Origin of the sequence: Thauera sp. 2A1 (genome assembly GCF_009469595.2) — a bacterium.
Classification (GTDB): domain Bacteria; phylum Pseudomonadota; class Gammaproteobacteria; order Burkholderiales; family Rhodocyclaceae; genus Thauera.
Genome location: NZ_SSXV01000031.1, coordinates 14,302 through 29,090, shown reverse-complemented (window position 1 = coordinate 29,090; position 14,789 = coordinate 14,302). Strand labels below are relative to the sequence as shown.

At 67.5% G+C, this 14,789-nt stretch carries 13 protein-coding genes; 3 read left to right on the top strand and 10 right to left on the bottom strand.

Translation table 11 applies throughout. The features are described from left to right. Positions 1-51 precede the first annotated feature (51 nt). Complete coding sequence (locus tag GH664_RS20505; RefSeq protein ID WP_153169975.1) at positions 52-3,045, top strand: valine--tRNA ligase; 2,994 nt, start codon at positions 52-54, stop codon at positions 3,043-3,045. A gap of 232 nt (positions 3,046-3,277) precedes the next feature. Here GH664_RS20505 and GH664_RS20500 read toward each other — a convergent pair whose 3' ends face one another. Together GH664_RS20500 and GH664_RS20495 are read right to left on the bottom strand one after the other, a co-directional pair. After that, entirely contained in the window at positions 3,278-3,508 is a 231-nt protein-coding gene (locus GH664_RS20500; RefSeq protein WP_153169974.1) for a sulfurtransferase TusA family protein, read from the bottom strand. Positions 3,509-3,626: 118 nt separating this feature from the next. Next, entirely contained in the window at positions 3,627-5,072 is a 1,446-nt protein-coding gene (locus GH664_RS20495; RefSeq protein ID WP_153169973.1) for a M48 family metalloprotease, read from the bottom strand. Between the two features lie 112 nt (positions 5,073-5,184). On the opposite strand from GH664_RS20495, the gene moaC reads away from it, so the two are divergent. Continuing rightward, entirely contained in the window at positions 5,185-5,697 is a 513-nt protein-coding gene (gene moaC, locus GH664_RS20490; protein WP_153169972.1) for a cyclic pyranopterin monophosphate synthase MoaC, read from the top strand. A gap of 12 nt (positions 5,698-5,709) precedes the next feature. Here the strand turns inward: moaC and GH664_RS20485 are convergent, their stop codons facing one another. From GH664_RS20485 to GH664_RS20450, 8 genes are all read right to left on the bottom strand, one after another. Beyond that, positions 5,710-6,531: a substrate-binding domain-containing protein gene (locus GH664_RS20485; protein WP_153169971.1), complete on the bottom strand. Its 822-nt coding sequence runs from the start codon at positions 6,529-6,531 to the stop codon at positions 5,710-5,712. Further along, positions 6,513-7,253, bottom strand: a complete 741-nt coding sequence (locus GH664_RS20480; RefSeq protein WP_228111644.1) for an ATP-binding cassette domain-containing protein — start codon at positions 7,251-7,253, stop codon at positions 6,513-6,515. The genes GH664_RS20485 and GH664_RS20480 overlap by 19 nt, the downstream gene beginning before the upstream one ends. Beyond that, a complete protein-coding gene (locus tag GH664_RS20475; protein WP_153169970.1) occupies positions 7,250-7,948 on the bottom strand; it encodes an ABC transporter permease in 699 nt (232 codons plus the stop codon). The genes GH664_RS20480 and GH664_RS20475 overlap by 4 nt, the downstream gene beginning before the upstream one ends. Positions 7,949-8,097: 149 nt before the next feature. Further along, the gene (locus tag GH664_RS20470) at positions 8,098-8,406 is read right to left on the bottom strand and encodes a hypothetical protein (RefSeq protein WP_153169969.1); all 309 of its coding nucleotides are present in this window, start codon (positions 8,404-8,406) and stop codon (positions 8,098-8,100) included. An 18-nt stretch (positions 8,407-8,424) separates the two neighbouring features. Continuing rightward, positions 8,425-8,676 carry a MoaD/ThiS family protein gene (locus GH664_RS20465; protein ID WP_153169968.1) on the bottom strand — a complete coding sequence of 84 codons (252 nt, stop codon included), beginning with the start codon at positions 8,674-8,676 and terminating at the stop codon, positions 8,425-8,427. A gap of 14 nt (positions 8,677-8,690) precedes the next feature. Beyond that, positions 8,691-9,956 (bottom strand): NAD(P)/FAD-dependent oxidoreductase, encoded by a 1,266-nt coding sequence (locus GH664_RS20460; RefSeq protein ID WP_153169967.1) that lies wholly within the window; start codon positions 9,954-9,956, stop codon positions 8,691-8,693. A 72-nt stretch (positions 9,957-10,028) separates the two neighbouring features. Continuing rightward, entirely contained in the window at positions 10,029-11,876 is a 1,848-nt protein-coding gene (locus GH664_RS20455) for an aldehyde ferredoxin oxidoreductase family protein (protein WP_153169966.1), read from the bottom strand. A 12-nt stretch (positions 11,877-11,888) separates the two neighbouring features. Further along, positions 11,889-12,368, bottom strand: a complete 480-nt coding sequence (locus GH664_RS20450) for a 4Fe-4S dicluster domain-containing protein (RefSeq protein ID WP_153169965.1) — start codon at positions 12,366-12,368, stop codon at positions 11,889-11,891. Positions 12,369-12,561: 193 nt separating this feature from the next. On the opposite strand from GH664_RS20450, the gene GH664_RS20445 reads away from it, so the two are divergent. Then, positions 12,562-14,778: a TonB-dependent receptor family protein gene (locus GH664_RS20445; protein WP_368857362.1), complete on the top strand. Its 2,217-nt coding sequence runs from the start codon at positions 12,562-12,564 to the stop codon at positions 14,776-14,778. Positions 14,779-14,789 lie beyond the last annotated feature (11 nt).

The window sequence follows — 14,789 nt, the reverse complement described above, 5'->3', positions numbered from 1 at the left end:
CGCGGGCCATCCGCTATAATCCGCGCTTTGCCTTCACGCGCGTAGAACACCATGGAACTGGCCAAGAGCTTCGAGCCCGCCGACATCGAACGTCGCTGGTACCCGGAATGGGAATCCCGCGGCTACTTCGACGCCGGACTCGACAAGTCGAACCCCAACGCCTTCTGCATCCTGCTGCCGCCGCCCAACGTCACCGGCACGCTGCACATGGGGCACGGCTTCAACCAGACGATCATGGACGCGCTCACCCGCTACCACCGCATGCGCGGCGACAACACGCTGTGGCAGCCGGGCACCGACCACGCCGGCATCGCCACGCAGATCGTCGTCGAGCGCCAGTTGGACGCCCAGGGCGTCAGCCGCCATGACCTCGGGCGCGAGAAGTTCCTCGAGAAGGTGTGGGAGTGGAAGGAATACTCCGGCGGCACCATCACCCGCCAGATGCGGCGCCTGGGCACCAGCCCCGACTGGAAACGCGAACGCTTCACGATGGACGAGGGTCTGTCGAAGACGGTTACCGAGACCTTCGTGCGCCTGTACAACGAGGGCCTGATCTACCGCGGCAAGCGCCTGGTGAACTGGGACCCGAAGCTCGGCACCGCGGTGTCCGACCTCGAGGTGGTGTCCGAGGAGGAGGACGGCAAGCTCTACCACATCCTGTACCCCTTCTCCGACGGCCCGATCGGTGACCTGCGCGGCCTGACCGTCGCCACCACCCGCCCCGAGACCCTGCTCGGCGACGTCGCGGTGATGGTGCATCCCGAGGACGAGCGCTACGCCCACCTCATCGGCAAGACCGTTGCGCTGCCGCTCACCGGCCGCCACATCCCGATCATCGCCGACGACTACGTCGACCGCGAGTTCGGCACCGGCTGCGTGAAAGTCACGCCGGCGCACGACTTCAACGACTACGCGGTGGGCCAGCGCCACAAGCTCGACATGATCGTCGTGCTCAGACTCGACGGCAGCGTGCCGGCCGTGGCGGAGCGTTACACGACCGACGGCATCAGCCTCGACGGCGTGGCGATGCCCGCCGGCGTGGCCGGACTGGATCGCGTGCCGGCGCGCGATGCCGTCGTCGCCGAACTGGAAAAGCTCGGCCTGATGCTCGAAGCCAAGGCACACAAGATGCAGGTGCCGCGCGGCGACCGCACCGGCGTCGTGATCGAGCCCATGCTCACCGACCAGTGGTTCGTCGCGATGTCGAAACCGGGCGCAGACGGCAAGTCGATCACCGAGAAGGCGCTCGAAGTCGTCGCCTCCGGCGAGATCAAGTTCTACCCCGAGAACTGGGTCAACACCTACAACCAGTGGCTCAACAACATCCAGGACTGGTGCATCTCGCGCCAGCTGTGGTGGGGCCACCGCATCCCGGCCTGGTACGACGAGGAAGGCCGCATCTACGTCGCGCAAAGCGAGGAAGTGGCCATCGCCAACTGGAAGGCCGACCTCGAAGCCGAGATCGCCGGCCTGCAGGCCGAGGTCGCCGCGCGCCAGAGCCAGGGCCAGACTGCCGAGCAGTACCCCGAGCTGGCCGAGCGCCTGTCGGTGCTGCACGCTCGCTACGAGGAAGGCAGGCTGCGCCAGGAAGACGACGTGCTCGACACCTGGTACTCGTCCGCGCTGTGGCCGTTTTCCACGCTGGACTGGACGGCCGAGTGGCCGGGCAAGAGCAACGACGCGCTCGACCTCTATCTGCCCTCCACCGTGCTGGTCACCGGCTTCGACATCATCTTCTTCTGGGTGGCGCGCATGGTCATGATGACCAGGCACATCACTGGCAAGATCCCGTTCAAGCACGTCTATGTGCATGGCCTGATCCGCGACGCGGAAGGCCAGAAGATGAGCAAGTCCAAGGGCAACGTGCTCGACCCGATCGACCTCATCGACGGCATCGCGCTCGACGAACTGGTGAAGAAGCGCACCTTCGGCCTGATGAACCCGAAGCAGGCGCAGAGCATCGAGAAGAAGACGCGCAAGGAATTCCCGGAAGGCATCCCCGCCTTCGGCACCGACGCGCTGCGCTTCACCTTCGCCAGCCTCGCCAGCCCGGGGCGCGACATCAAGTTCGACCTGGCGCGCTGCGAGGGCTACCGCAACTTCTGCAACAAGCTGTGGAACGCCACCCGCTTCGTGCTGATGAACACCGAAGGACAGGACTGCGGCCTGGGCCAGCATGCTGCCGACCAGTGCGCGCCCGGCGGCTACCTCGACTTCTCCTTCGCCGACCGCTGGATCGTCTCCCGCCTGCAGCGCACCGAAGCAGAAGTGGCGGAGCAATTCGAAGCCTACCGCTTCGACCTCGTCGCGCGCGCGGTGTATGAATTCGTGTGGGACGAGTACTGCGACTGGTACCTGGAACTCGCCAAGGTGCAGATCCAGAATGGCACGCCCGGCCAGCAGCGCGCCACCCGCCGCACCCTGCTGCGCGTGCTCGAGACGGTGCTGCGGCTGGCCCACCCGCTGATCCCCTTCATCACCGAAGAGCTGTGGCAGACGGTGGCGCCGCTCGCCGGCCGCAAGGACGGCGACAGCATCATGCGCGTGCGCTACCCGCAGGCGGACATGGGACGCATCGACGAGGTCGCCGAGGCCAAAGTCGCCGAGCTGAAGGCGATGACCTACGCCTGCCGCAACCTGCGCGGCGAGATGAACATCTCCCCCGCGCAGCGCCTGCCGCTGGTGGCCGCCGGCGACAAGGCGGCGCTCGCCCTGTACGCGCCCTACCTCGCCGGCCTGGCCAAGCTCGCCGAAGTGCAGATCGTCGACGAGATCGGCGCCGACGAGCTCGCCCCGGTCGCGGTGGCCGGCGAAACCCGCCTGATGCTGAAGGTGGAAATCGACGTCGCCGCGGAGCGTGAGCGCCTGGGCAAGGAGATCGCCCGCCTCGAAGGCGAGATCGGCAAGGCCGAAGGCAAGCTCGGCAACGCCAGCTTCGTCGATCGCGCCCCCGCCGCCGTCGTGCAGCAGGAACGCGACCGCCTCGCCGGCTTCAAGGCCACGGTGGACAAGCTGAAGCCGCAACTGGCCAAACTGGGCGGCTAGAAAAAACCTGCTCGCGCTGCGAACCACAGGCACAAGCATGAGCGGGCGGGGTATTCGTGGCGCAGGCGAGGACTGTCCGAGGCCAAAGGCCGAGTTCCGCAGCCTGCAGAACGAATACCCCGCCCGCTCATGCGTTTAGCAGCACAACACGAGCTCAGGGTCGCCAAAAGCAACGGGCTGCCCGAATCACCGGGCAGCCCGTTTCACATCCAGCCTCTGAACCGCAAACGACCTACTTCCGCTTCAGGAAGAACTCATACGCCTTGTCCGTCGTCTCGCCCTGCTTCACCAGCTCATTGCCCGTCTGCCTGGCGAACGCCTGGAAATCCTTCACCGAGCCCGGGTCCGTCGCCAGCACGCGCAGCACCTCGCCGCTCGTCATGTCGTTCAACGCCTTCTTGGCGCGCAGGATGGGCAGCGGGCAGTTGAGGCCGCGCGCATCCACTTCCTTGTCGAAATCCATCGATGTTCCCTTGTTTCCGCTTGCGCCAGGCGTGGCGCACAGGCCCCGGATTCTAGAGGATGGCCCAGCCAGCCGATAGCTCGCACGTCACGCCGCCGCGCCGCGCGACCGATCACGGTCAGGAGCCGCCAAAGCGCTCCTTGTCCCGCTTCTCGTCGCGGTAGCGCTGCTTGAGCTCGCGCAGGCGCGCGTCCACCGCCGACAGCTCGTAGAAATCGGCATCGGCCTCGCGCCGCGCGATCTCGAGCTGCTCGATGGCCGCTGGCAGGCTGCCCTGCAGCGCATAGACCTCGGCCTGCGCACGGTGCTGTGCGGTCCGCTTGCCCAGCGCCTGGTCGGCGCGCGACAGCAGTTGCCACAGGCGCACGTCGTCGCCGCGGGAATTGAGCAACTGGCGCACGCCGCTCGCCGCCGCAGCCGGCATGCCGGAGAGGATCTGCGCGTCCGCCAGCGCGTAGCCGACGCTGCGGCTGCCCGGGAAACGCTTCTGCGCCGTGCTCAGCAGGCGCACCGCCCCCGCACCATCCTTGCGCGCCAGCAGGATTTCCGCGCCGAGCTGTTCGATGAAGGAAGATGGCGGCGCATCGCCGCGCAGCTTGTCCAGCATCGCCTGCGCTTCGTCGAGGCGACCGGCGCGCATCAGCGCCCGCGCCAGCCCGTAGCGCTGCGTCGCATCGCGCGGTTGCTGCGCAAGCCGGCTCTCGAGATCCTTCACCGCGTCCGCGGGCAATCCCGCCTGGGCGCGCAGCTTGGCCTGCACGTAGCCGAAATCCGACGAATCCAGCACCTGCCGGTAGCGCATCGACGACACGCGGTTTTCCATGTCGGCAATGCGCTCGAAGGTCAGCGGGTGGGTGCGCAGGTAGGCCGGCGCATTGTTCTCGTACAGGCGGGTGCCACGCTGCAGGCGTTCGAAGAAGCTCGGCATGCCGCGCACGTCGAAGCCTGCACCTTCGAGGACCTGCAGGCCCACGCGGTCGGCCTCGCGTTCGTAGTCGCGGGTGTAGCCCAGTTGCGACTGCAGCGCACCCGCACTGCCCGCCGCGATCGCCGCCTCGCTGACCTGCGAACTGCTGCGCGCCGCCAGCACCGCGATCAGCAGCGAGGCCAGCATCGCCATGCCCGCCTGGCTCTGCTTGCCGACGATCTGCGCAATGTGGCGCTGGGTGACGTGGGCGATTTCGTGACCGAGCACCGAGGCGAGTTCCGACTCGCTCTGCGCCGCCAGGATCAGGCCCGAATGCACGCCCACATGGCCGCCCGGCAGCGCGAAGGCGTTCAGCGTCGGATCCTTGATCACGAAGAAGTCGAAATCCTGCAGCGGCTTGTCACTGGCCGCCACCAGCCGGTGGCCGAGGCGATTGACGTACTCCTCGATCTCCGGATCGTCCAGGTAGGCGGCATCCTTCCAGCGGATTTCGCGGATGATCTCGTCACCGATGCGGCGCTCGGCCGCCGTCGACAGATCGGACGTACCGACGTCGCCGAGATCGGGCAGATCCACGGCGCGGACGGGGAAAGCGAGCGCAAGGCTGAGCAGGAGGGCGAGGGGTCGGCGCATCATCGGCTGCTATGATACCCGCCCGCAGCGCGGCGTTCCCCTGGGCATGTATCCTCGTGTAGCAGTCGGGGGCGTCGTCGATGCAGCCCCCGCCCATCCTCACGCAACAACCGCCATGAACCTGCCCCAGCCGCCCCACCTCACTCATTTCGACGCCGACGGCCAGGCCCACATGGTCGATGTCGGCGACAAGGCCGAGACGCGCCGCGTCGCCGTCGCCAGCGGCCGCATCCTGATGCAGCCCGCCACCTTTGCGATGGTCCGCGACGGCAGCGCGAAGAAGGGCGACGTCATCGGCATCGCCCGCATCGCCGCCATCCAGGGCTCCAAGCGCACCAGCGAACTGATCCCGCTCTGCCATCCCATTCCGCTTACCCGCGTCGCCGCCGAGTTCGATCTGGACGAACCGGCATCGGCGGTGCGCTGCACCGTGACCGCCGAAACGGTCGGCCGCACCGGCGTCGAGATGGAAGCGCTGACCGCCGTCAGCGTCGCGCTGCTCACCATCTACGACATGTGCAAGGCGGTCGACCGCGGCATGCGCATCGAGGACGTGCAGTTGATGGAAAAGCGCGGCGGCAAGTCGGGGCACTGGGTCGCCCCCGGCCAGAGCTCGGCTGGGGGCTGACGGCGGCCGCCGTCACCGTGGCGAAGGAAAGAACAACTGCTCGCCGCCGATGCGGTAGGAGGCGATGGCTTCGCGGCCTGCATCGGACGTCAGCCAGTCGATGAAGCGTTCGGCGGCGGCCTTCTTCACATGGGGATGCCTGTCCGGATTCACCAGGATGGCACCATAGGGGTTGAACAGCTTGGGGTCGCCGGCGTACAGGATGGCAAGATTCTGGCGGTTCTTGAAGTTGGCCCAGGTGCCACGGTCGGACAAGGTGTAGGCATCGACCCCGGCAGCCATGTTGAGCGTCGGGCCCATGCCGGTGCCCGCCTCCTTGTACCAGGACTGTCCGACCGGCTCGATGGCCGCCGCCTTCCAGAAGCGCAGCTCCGCCGCATGCGTGCCGCTCTTGTCGGCGCGCGAGATGAAGGTCGCGGCCTTGCCGGCGATGCGCCTGAAGGCGTCGGAGGTGTCGCTCGACGCCCTCACCGCCGCCGGATCGGCAGTCGGGCCGACGACGACGAAGTCGTTGTACATGACGTCGCGCCGATAGCTGCCGTAACCCTCGGCGACGAACTTGTCCTCCGCGGCGCGATCGTGCACCAGCAGCGCGTCCGCATCGCCGCGCCGCCCGACGTCCAGCGCCTGGCCGGTGCCGAGCGCCACCACCTTCACCGAGATGCCGCTCGTCTTCTCGAAGATCGGCAGGATGTGGGCAAACAGGCCGGATTGCTCGGTCGACGTCGTCGATGCGAGCACGATGGACTCCGCGGCTGTTGCCGCTTGCGCCGCGCCGGCAAGCACGACACCGAGGACCGCGACACGGATGCGTTTCAGAAGCTCATGCGCCATGGCAGTTCTCCCTGGATGAAGCGCCGCGCCTCGTCGGACTGCGGCCGCGAAAAGAAGCGTCGGGTGGGCGTGTGCTCATGCACGCGTCCGCCCGACATGAACACGATGTCATCGGCCAGCCGGGTGGCCTGGCCCAGATTGTGCGTCACCATCAGGATGCGCGTACCGTCGGTGCGGATCTCGCGCACGATGCGCTCGACCTCGGCGGTGGCGGACGGGTCCAGGCTGGCGGTGGGCTCGTCGAGCAGCAGCAGCCGCGGCCTCGTGAGCCACGCACGCGCCAGGGCAAGGCGCTGCTGCTCTCCGCCGGAAAGCAGCCGGGCACTGTCGTGCGCGCGATGTGCCAGCCCGACGCGCTCCAGCACCGCCATGCCGCTGCCGCGGCAGTCGTGGCGCGACAGGTTCAGCGGCTTGAGCCCCAGCACCGCATTCGCCAGCACCGAGGCACGCAGCATCATTGGATTCTGGAACACCATCATCACGCCGCGCTCGGGCCGTGCGCCGCCTCCCCAGTCGAGCGTGCCGCTGCATGGCACGAGCAGGCCGCACAAGGCGCGCAGCAGCAGCGTCTTGCCAGCGCCATTGGGGCCGAGCAGCACGGTGATGCCCTCGTCACCGAGGTCCAGGTCGACTCCCGAGAGCAGTTCGCGACCATTGGGCGCATGGCACAGGCCGCGGACGCGGATCGGGAACATGGCGCCGCCGCCCGGCCCGCCGCTCATCCGTAACGCCTCATGGCCCAGTGCCGCAAACCGAAGGCGACCGCGTTGAGGGCCAGGATGAGCGCGATCAGCACGATGCCCAGCGCGATCGCCAGCGGCAGATCGCCCTTGCTCGTTTCCAGCGCGATCGCGGTGGTCATGACGCGGGTGGCACGGTCGATGTTGCCGCCGACGATCATCACCGCGCCCACTTCGCTCATCGCCCGCCCGAGGCCGGCGAGCACCGCGACCAGCAGCGAATGGCGGCAGTCGTGCAGCAAGGTGGTGACGCTCTGCCACCAGGTGAAGCGCATCACCTGCAGTTCCTCTGCATAGCGCTGCCAGGCATCCTCCACCACCTGGCGCGCGATCGCCGCCATCAGCGGCACCACGAGCAAGGTCTGCGCGGCAACCATGGCCAGCGGCGTGTACAGCAGGCCGAAGGCGCCGAACGGTCCCGAGCGCGACAGCAGCAGATACACGACGACCCCCACCACCACCGACGGCAGGCCCATCAGCGCGTTGATCAACACCGATACCCCGGACTTGCCGGGAAAACGCCCGACGGCGATGCAGGCACCCAGCGGCAGGCCGATCAGCGTACCCAGCACCACCGCGCCACCGCTCACCTGCAGCGACAGGCCGACGATCTCCGCGACGCGGTGATCGAAGGTGGCGAGCAGCCTGATGGCATCGGTGAGCGTGCTGGCAAACATCAGGCGAGAATAACGGAATCGTGCCGCAGGCGCCCATGCGCAGCAGAAGCCGCGCTGGCCGTGACCCTAGGCGCCGATCGCGGTCAAGCCCGCTCCCACGACACCGGTCCAGCGCTGCATCCACGTAGGACCGGGTTTGACCGCGACCGTCAACCACCCCCCTTCTGCATCGCCCGGTCCAGGCGCCGCAGCAGATCACGCCGCTCCGCTTCGTCGCCACGCAGGAAGCGATAGCGGGCAATCAGTTGTGGCAGCTCGAAGAGCCCCAGCCGCCTGACGCCCGCGGGCTCGATGTCGATCTGCAGCACACAGCCGCCCGCCTCGACCGCGAAGCTGCGCTCAGCAGCGCTCCCGGTCGCGCCGGGCCAGGCCTGGCGCAGGTCGCGCTCGAAGCCGTGCGCCGTGGCGGTCAGCGTGCGCTCGAACGCGGCCGGCACCACGTCGGACAGGAAGGCCACGCGCGCTCCCCGCTGGCCTCAGCCGCCGGCGATCGGCGGCCACACCGCCACCTCGTCGCCCTCCTGCAGCCGGCGGCGCGAGCGCTCGGCGGGCGGGACGAACAGGCCGTTGACCAGCACCAGATGTGCGCTGCGTTCCGGAACCTGATAGCGCCGGATCACCTCCGCGACCGAGACGCCTTCGTCCACGTCGAGCTCGATGCGGTTGTGGAGGCTGCCGGCCGGCAGGTAGTCGGACAGCGAAGCGAACAGCTTGAACGCGATCTTCATGCCGCAAGTGCCGCTCAGCGCGCCAGCGCCATCGGCTGCGTGCGCGCGACGAAGGCCTCGACGAAGCGCAGCGGCGCGGCAAGCAGACTGTCCTTCCAGGGGCCGAGGCGCACCTTGCCGTGAATCAGGCCGCGCAGAGCGCCCACATGCTCGGTGAGGCCGATGGCGGTGGCGCCGATCATCACGTCGTCACGAAACTGCAGGCTGAGGTAGCGATGGCGCGCTTCGTCGACATGCTCCACCCCGGCACCACCCTGCCCAGGCTCGGCGCCCCACCACTGGCCGAAGGAGGTCGAGATCAGCCCCAGCGTGTCGAGCACGTTCACCGCCAGCACGCCGTTGAGGCGGGCGTTGCGCCCGGCCATGTTGAGCGCGGCGATGCGCGCCTGGTCGGCGGCATTGGGCTGGATGGCGGCCACCAGATGCTCGCCGGTGAACAGATCGGGCGCCTCGGCCACGTCGCCGGCAGCGAAGATGCCCGGCACGCTGGTTTGCAGGCGGTCGTCGACAAGCACCCCCTTGGCCACATGCACGCCGGTATCGGCGAGAAAACCCACGTTGGGCGCGACACCTGCGGCGGCGATCAGCGCATCGCAATCGAGCACGTCACCGGTGCTCAGCGTCACCCGCAAGGGTGCGCCATGACCACCGTCGATGCGCTTGACGCCGGACGAGGTGACGACGCGGATGCCCTTGCCCTCGACCCAGCGCTTGATCATGCCGCCCGCCTGCGGCGTCATCATGCGCGGGACCATGCGATCGCCCATCTCCACCACGGTGAGCACCACGCCCCGCTTGGCCAGCGCCTCCATGATGATGCAGCCGATGAAACCGGCCCCCAGTTGCAGCACGCGCGCCCCGGGCCGGGCCAGGCCCGCGATGGCGCGCGCGTCCTCCAGCGTCCAGCAGGTCTGCACCTCGGGCAGGTCGATGCCGGGGATGGAAGGCCGCACCGGATGCGAGCCGGTCGCGATCAGCAGCCGGTCGTAGTCCTCGAAATGCCCGTCGTCGAACAGCACGCGACGCTTGGCGGTGTCGAGTGCCACTGCGCGGCCGCGAAACTGCCGCACACGGACGGCATCGAAGTGATCCGCCGACTTGCGCAGGTAGGTGCCGGATTCGTCGATGTTGCCTTCGAGCAGGTAGGGGATGGCCATGCGCGAATACGGCGGCGCGTCCTCGCAGCCGACCATCACGATCTCGTCCGCCGGCGAAGCATGGCGCAGCGTTTCAGCGGCCACGACACCTGCGGGGCCATTACCCAGGATGAGGTGCTTCATCTCGAATCCTCGACGCAAGACTCTCCCGCTCCGCCCTTGCGGGCGGAGGCGGAGATCGACAGGGGTGGTCCTTCAGAGCCCGAGGCGGGACAGCGTCTCGGGTTTCGGCACGCCGTCCGGCGTCCACCCACGCACCTGGTAGTACTCGGGCAGCATCCTGTCCAGATGGTTGACCATGCCCTTGGCGGGACCGGTCTTGGCCGGTTCGCTGGTCAGCCGCGGCGGCAGGTTGTCATCCTTGGCGGTGAAGCCGGCAGCGTTGTTGAACTGCCGCTCCATGTTCCAGATGCGCTCGCCCACCTCGTTGAGCTTGTCCATGCTCCAGTCGCCCTCGCAGGCGGCAGCGAGCTGCGGCTGCACGTCGGCAAGCGTCCAGGCGAAACTGGTGAACACGCAGATGCCGGCCGAGTCGAACACTGCGGTGGCGTCCTGGAAGGCCTTGACGAGCTCGGCCTTGCCTTCGGTGACGTGCGGATCGGTCTTCACCGGAATGCCGAGCACCTCGGAGGCGACCGTGTAGCCGCGCAAATGGCATGCCCCGCGGTTCGAGGTCGCGTAGGCCAGGCCCATGCCCTGGATGCCGCGCGAGTCGTAGGCAGGGAATTCCTGTCCCTTCACGGTCATCGACAGCTCGGGATGACCGTACTTGGTGCACAGCCGCTTGGAGCCCAGGGCGATTTCCTTGCCGAAGCCTTCGCCCAGGGCGGTCATCTCCGCCAGCCTTGCCAGCGCCTGGGCAGAGCCGAACGGCGCCTCGAGGCCGATCTGCTCCTTCGTGATCACGCCCATCTCGTACAGCTCCATCGCCGCACCGACGGTGGCACCGAAGGAGATCGGATCCATGCCCTGCTCGTTGCACAGCAGGTTGGCGTACTGCAGCGCCTCAAGGTCGCCGACGCCGTTCGCCGCCCCCAGCGCCCACGCCGCCTCGTACTCGAGGCCGCCGGAAGCGCCCCAGTACTTGGGATTGTTCTTGACGGTGAAATGGCCCTTGTCGATTTCCGAGATGCGGCCGCAGGCGATGGTGCAGCCGAAGCAGGCGGCATTGGTCACCAGGTGCGGCTTGCCGTCGGTCGGTCGCTTCTCGTGCATCGCCTCGGCGGAAATCTTGCCGGCGTCCTCGAACTGCACGTCGCGGTGGTTGCGGGTGGGCAGCGCGCCGATCTCGTTGATCACGTTCATCAGCACCTGGGTGCCATATTTCGGCAGGCCCTGGCCGGTGACCGCGTTGTCGGCCAGTACCTTCTTGGCGTCATTGGTCGCCTGCATGAACGCGCCGAAGTCGCGGATGCCGGACACGCCCTTCGTGCCGCGCAGCGCAACCGCCTTGAGGTTCTTCGACCCCATCACCGCCCCCACGCCCGAGCGCCCGGCGGCGCGGTGCAGGTCATTGACGATGCAGGCGTAATAGACCTGATTCTCGCCGGCACGTCCGATCGACGAGATGCGCACCAGCGGATCCTGCAGCTCGTGCTTGATGGTCTCCTCGGTCTCCCAGCAGCTCTTGCCCCACAGATGCGACGCGTCGCGCAGTTCGGCACGGTCGTTCTCGACGTGCAGATACACCGGCTTCGGCGCCCGGCCCTCGAAGATGATCATGTCCCAGCCGGCGAACTTCATCTCCGCGCCGAAGAAGCCCCCCGAGTTCGAACAGGCGATGGCGCCAGTGAGCGGTCCCTTGGTCACCACGGTGTAGCGGCCACCGGTGGATGCCATCGTGCCGGTGAGCGGCCCGGTGGCCATGATCATCTTGTTGTCGGGGGACAGCGGATCGACCCTGGGGTCGATTTCCGACACCAGGTATTTGGTCGCCAGTCCGCGTGAGCCCAGATACTCCTGTGCCCACTCCATGTTGAGCGGCTCTTCCCTGCAGGTTCCGCCGGCGAGGTCGACCCTCAGGATCTTGCGATTCCAGCCCATGATCGTCCTCCGTCAGGCCGTGGCCGAAGCCGGCGTGTTGACCTTGCCCGCCCACGCACGCATGCGGTCGAGCCCCGTCCAGTCGGCATCGATGTAGGTGATCGCACCAGTCGGGCAAGCCTTGGCACAGGCCGGATCGCCCGCGCACAGGTCGCATTTCTGCACCTTGCCGCTGTCCTGGTTGTAGTTGATCGTGCCGAACGGACAGGCGATGGTGCACACCTTGCAGCCGACGCAGGTATCCTCGAACACCATCTTCGCGCCGGTGGCGAGGTCGATGCGGATTGCATCCACCGGGCAGGCGTTCAGGCACCACGCCTCGGTGCACTGCGTGCACGTGTAAGGCACCTTGCGCCCTTCATGCTCGAAGCTGAACACCTTGATGCGCGACTTGCTGGGATTGATGACCCCGGTGTGCTCGTAGGAACAGGCCATCTCGCACTGCAGACAGCCGGTGCACTTCGCGGGGTCAATGTGCAGTGATTTCCACATCGACGGTCTCCTCGGACTCGTTATCCGCCGGCACGCGACGGCGATTCGCCGCGCGCACCGGGTGTCGTGATGCGCCCCACAGAGAGGGCGTCCGTGCTTTTCAGAATACTCGCCGACTCGAAGCCGTCAACCGGGGGAAAACCCTTCGGCGTCCGCCCTCGGCCACATCGGGTTAGCATGCGGGAACAACACGATGTCTGCAAAAAACGACACCAAGGAGGAGATCCAGATGCCCATATCACGCCGCGCTCATTCACGCCCCGGCATCACACGACCGCAGCACCACGGCTTGCGCCCCATCGCTCATGCTCTGTCGGCCTGGGGCCTCGTCCTCGCGGCGCCCTTTGCCCACTCGCAGGCGACGCCGGAAGCGGGCGGCACAACGCCCCCGGTGTCGCAGGTGATGGCACCCGTCATCATCACCGGCAGCCGCGTCGAAACCTCAGCCTTCGATGTGCCCTATTCGGTCGAAGGCGTCGACGTCGGCAGCGTGACCAACGAGAGCCTGCGGGTGAACGCCTCCGAAGTGCTGTCCGGGGTTCCGGGCGTGGTCGTGCTGAACCGCCAGAACTACGCGCAGGACCTGCAGATCTCGGTGCGCGGCTTCGGTGCGCGTGCCGCCTTCGGGGTACGTGGCGTCAAGCTCATCGCCGACGGCATCCCGGCGACCAACCCGGACGGCCAGGGGCAGGCGGCCACGTTCAACCTCGACACCGCCGAACGCATCGAGGTGCTGCGCGGCCCCTTCGCGACCATCTATGGCAACCACGCCGGTGGCGTGATCCAGCTCTTCTCGCGCGACGGCAAGGGTGCGCCACGCCTGCGTGCCGGCCTGCTCGGCGGCCAGCACGGCACGCTGAAGTACGACCTCGGCGCCGAAGGCGAAGTGAATGGCATCGGCTACGTGCTGGACGCCTCCCATTTCGAGACCGACGGCGAACGCGATTACAGCGCCGCCAGACGCGATCAGGCCCTCGCCAAGATCACGCTGGCGCCCGACGAGGACAGCAAGCTGACGCTGCTCGCCAGCGGCCTGCGCCAACCCTTCACCGACGATCCGCTCGGCATCCGGTGGGAGACCTATCAGCGCGACGCGAGAGCGGTCGAGCAGGTGGCCCTCGATTACCGCACGCGCAAACGCATCGAGCACATCCAGGGCGGCGCCACCTACGAGCGGCGCTTCGGCACCGACCGCCTGCAGCTCACCGCCTATGCGGGTGAGCGGAGCGTGACGCAGTACCAGTCGATCCTGAAGAGCCTTCAATCATCGCTCAACCACCCCGGTGGCGTGGTGGATTTCGACCGCAGTTTCTATGGCTTCGGCGCCCGCTGGATCGCCGAACGCGCGCTGGGCAGCGGCCACCTGACGGTGACCACGGGCCTCGACTACGACCGCTCGGAGGACGACCGCCAGGGCTACCAGAACTTCTTCGGCAGCTTGCTGGGCGTGAAAGGCGCCCTGCGCCGCAACGAGATCGACACGGTGACCAGTACCGATCCCTACCTGCAGGCGGTGTGGCGTCAGGGCGACTGGGATTTCACTGCCGGCGTGCGCCATAGCGAGGTGAAGTTCAAGGTCGACGACCGCTATATCGTCGGCATCAATGGCGACGACAGCGGATCGCTCACCTTCCGCAAGACCACGCCGGCAGTGGGCGTGCTGTGGCGTGCGACGCCGCTGCTGAACCTGTACGCGAGCTTCGGCACCGGCTTCGAGACACCGACGCTGAACGAGCTCTCCTACCCGGCGAATCGCGGCGGCTTCAACTTCGACCTCAAACCCTCGCACAGCCGCCAGGCCGAGATCGGCGTGAAAGCCTACGTCGGCGAAGCGACGCGAGTGAATGCGGCGCTGTTCCAGATCCACACCGACGACGAGATCGTCGTCGCCGGCAGCGAGGGCGGGCGCACCTATTACGCCAACGCCGGCAAGACGCTGCGCCAGGGCATGGAAGTGGCGGTCGAGAGCAAGCTCGGCCGCACGCTGACGGCACGGGGCGCCGTCACCGCGATGCGGGCAATCTACGACGAAGCCTTCACCAGCGGAGGAACCGTGGTGCCCGAAGGCCGCCACCTGCCCGGCGTGCCGGCGCTCACCGCCTATGCCGAGCTGGGCTGGAAACCGGTCGACGGCCTCAGCACCGCAGTGGAAGGCATTCACCGCAGCCGCATGTTCGTGAACGACCTGAATGACGAGCACGCCGCGCAGTCCTACACCCTGATGAACCTGCGCCTGAGCGCCGAACAACGTTCCGGACCGTGGACCATCACGGAATTGCTGCGCCTGGACAACGTCTTCGACCGCAAGTACATCGGCTCGGTCATCGTCGGCGACCGCAGCGGCCGCTTCTACGAGCCGGGACCGGGACGCAACCTGTTCGGCGGCGTGCGCGTCAGCTACAGCTACTGAACTGAGCCCCC

Bases quoted from the DNA above. Each gene is read 5' to 3' on its own strand.
- GH664_RS20445 (WP_368857362.1), top strand. From the start codon at position 12,562: ATGTCTGCAAAAAACGACACCAAGGAGGAGATCCAGATGCCCATATCA.
- GH664_RS20460 (WP_153169967.1), bottom strand. From the start codon at position 9,956: ATGAAGCACCTCATCCTGGGTAATGGCCCCGCAGGTGTCGTGGCCGCT.
- GH664_RS20485 (WP_153169971.1), bottom strand. From the start codon at position 6,531: ATGGCGCATGAGCTTCTGAAACGCATCCGTGTCGCGGTCCTCGGTGTC.
- GH664_RS20495 (WP_153169973.1), bottom strand. From the start codon at position 5,072: ATGATGCGCCGACCCCTCGCCCTCCTGCTCAGCCTTGCGCTCGCTTTC.
- GH664_RS20455 (WP_153169966.1), bottom strand. From the start codon at position 11,876: ATGGGCTGGAATCGCAAGATCCTGAGGGTCGACCTCGCCGGCGGAACC.
- GH664_RS20480 (WP_228111644.1), bottom strand. From the start codon at position 7,253: ATGAGCGGCGGGCCGGGCGGCGGCGCCATGTTCCCGATCCGCGTCCGC.
- GH664_RS20465 (WP_153169968.1), bottom strand. From the start codon at position 8,676: ATGAAGATCGCGTTCAAGCTGTTCGCTTCGCTGTCCGACTACCTGCCG.
- GH664_RS20450 (WP_153169965.1), bottom strand. From the start codon at position 12,368: ATGTGGAAATCACTGCACATTGACCCCGCGAAGTGCACCGGCTGTCTG.
- GH664_RS20500 (WP_153169974.1), bottom strand. From the start codon at position 3,508: ATGGATTTCGACAAGGAAGTGGATGCGCGCGGCCTCAACTGCCCGCTG.
- GH664_RS20505 (WP_153169975.1), top strand. From the start codon at position 52: ATGGAACTGGCCAAGAGCTTCGAGCCCGCCGACATCGAACGTCGCTGG.
- moaC (WP_153169972.1), top strand. From the start codon at position 5,185: ATGAACCTGCCCCAGCCGCCCCACCTCACTCATTTCGACGCCGACGGC.
- GH664_RS20475 (WP_153169970.1), bottom strand. From the start codon at position 7,948: ATGTTTGCCAGCACGCTCACCGATGCCATCAGGCTGCTCGCCACCTTC.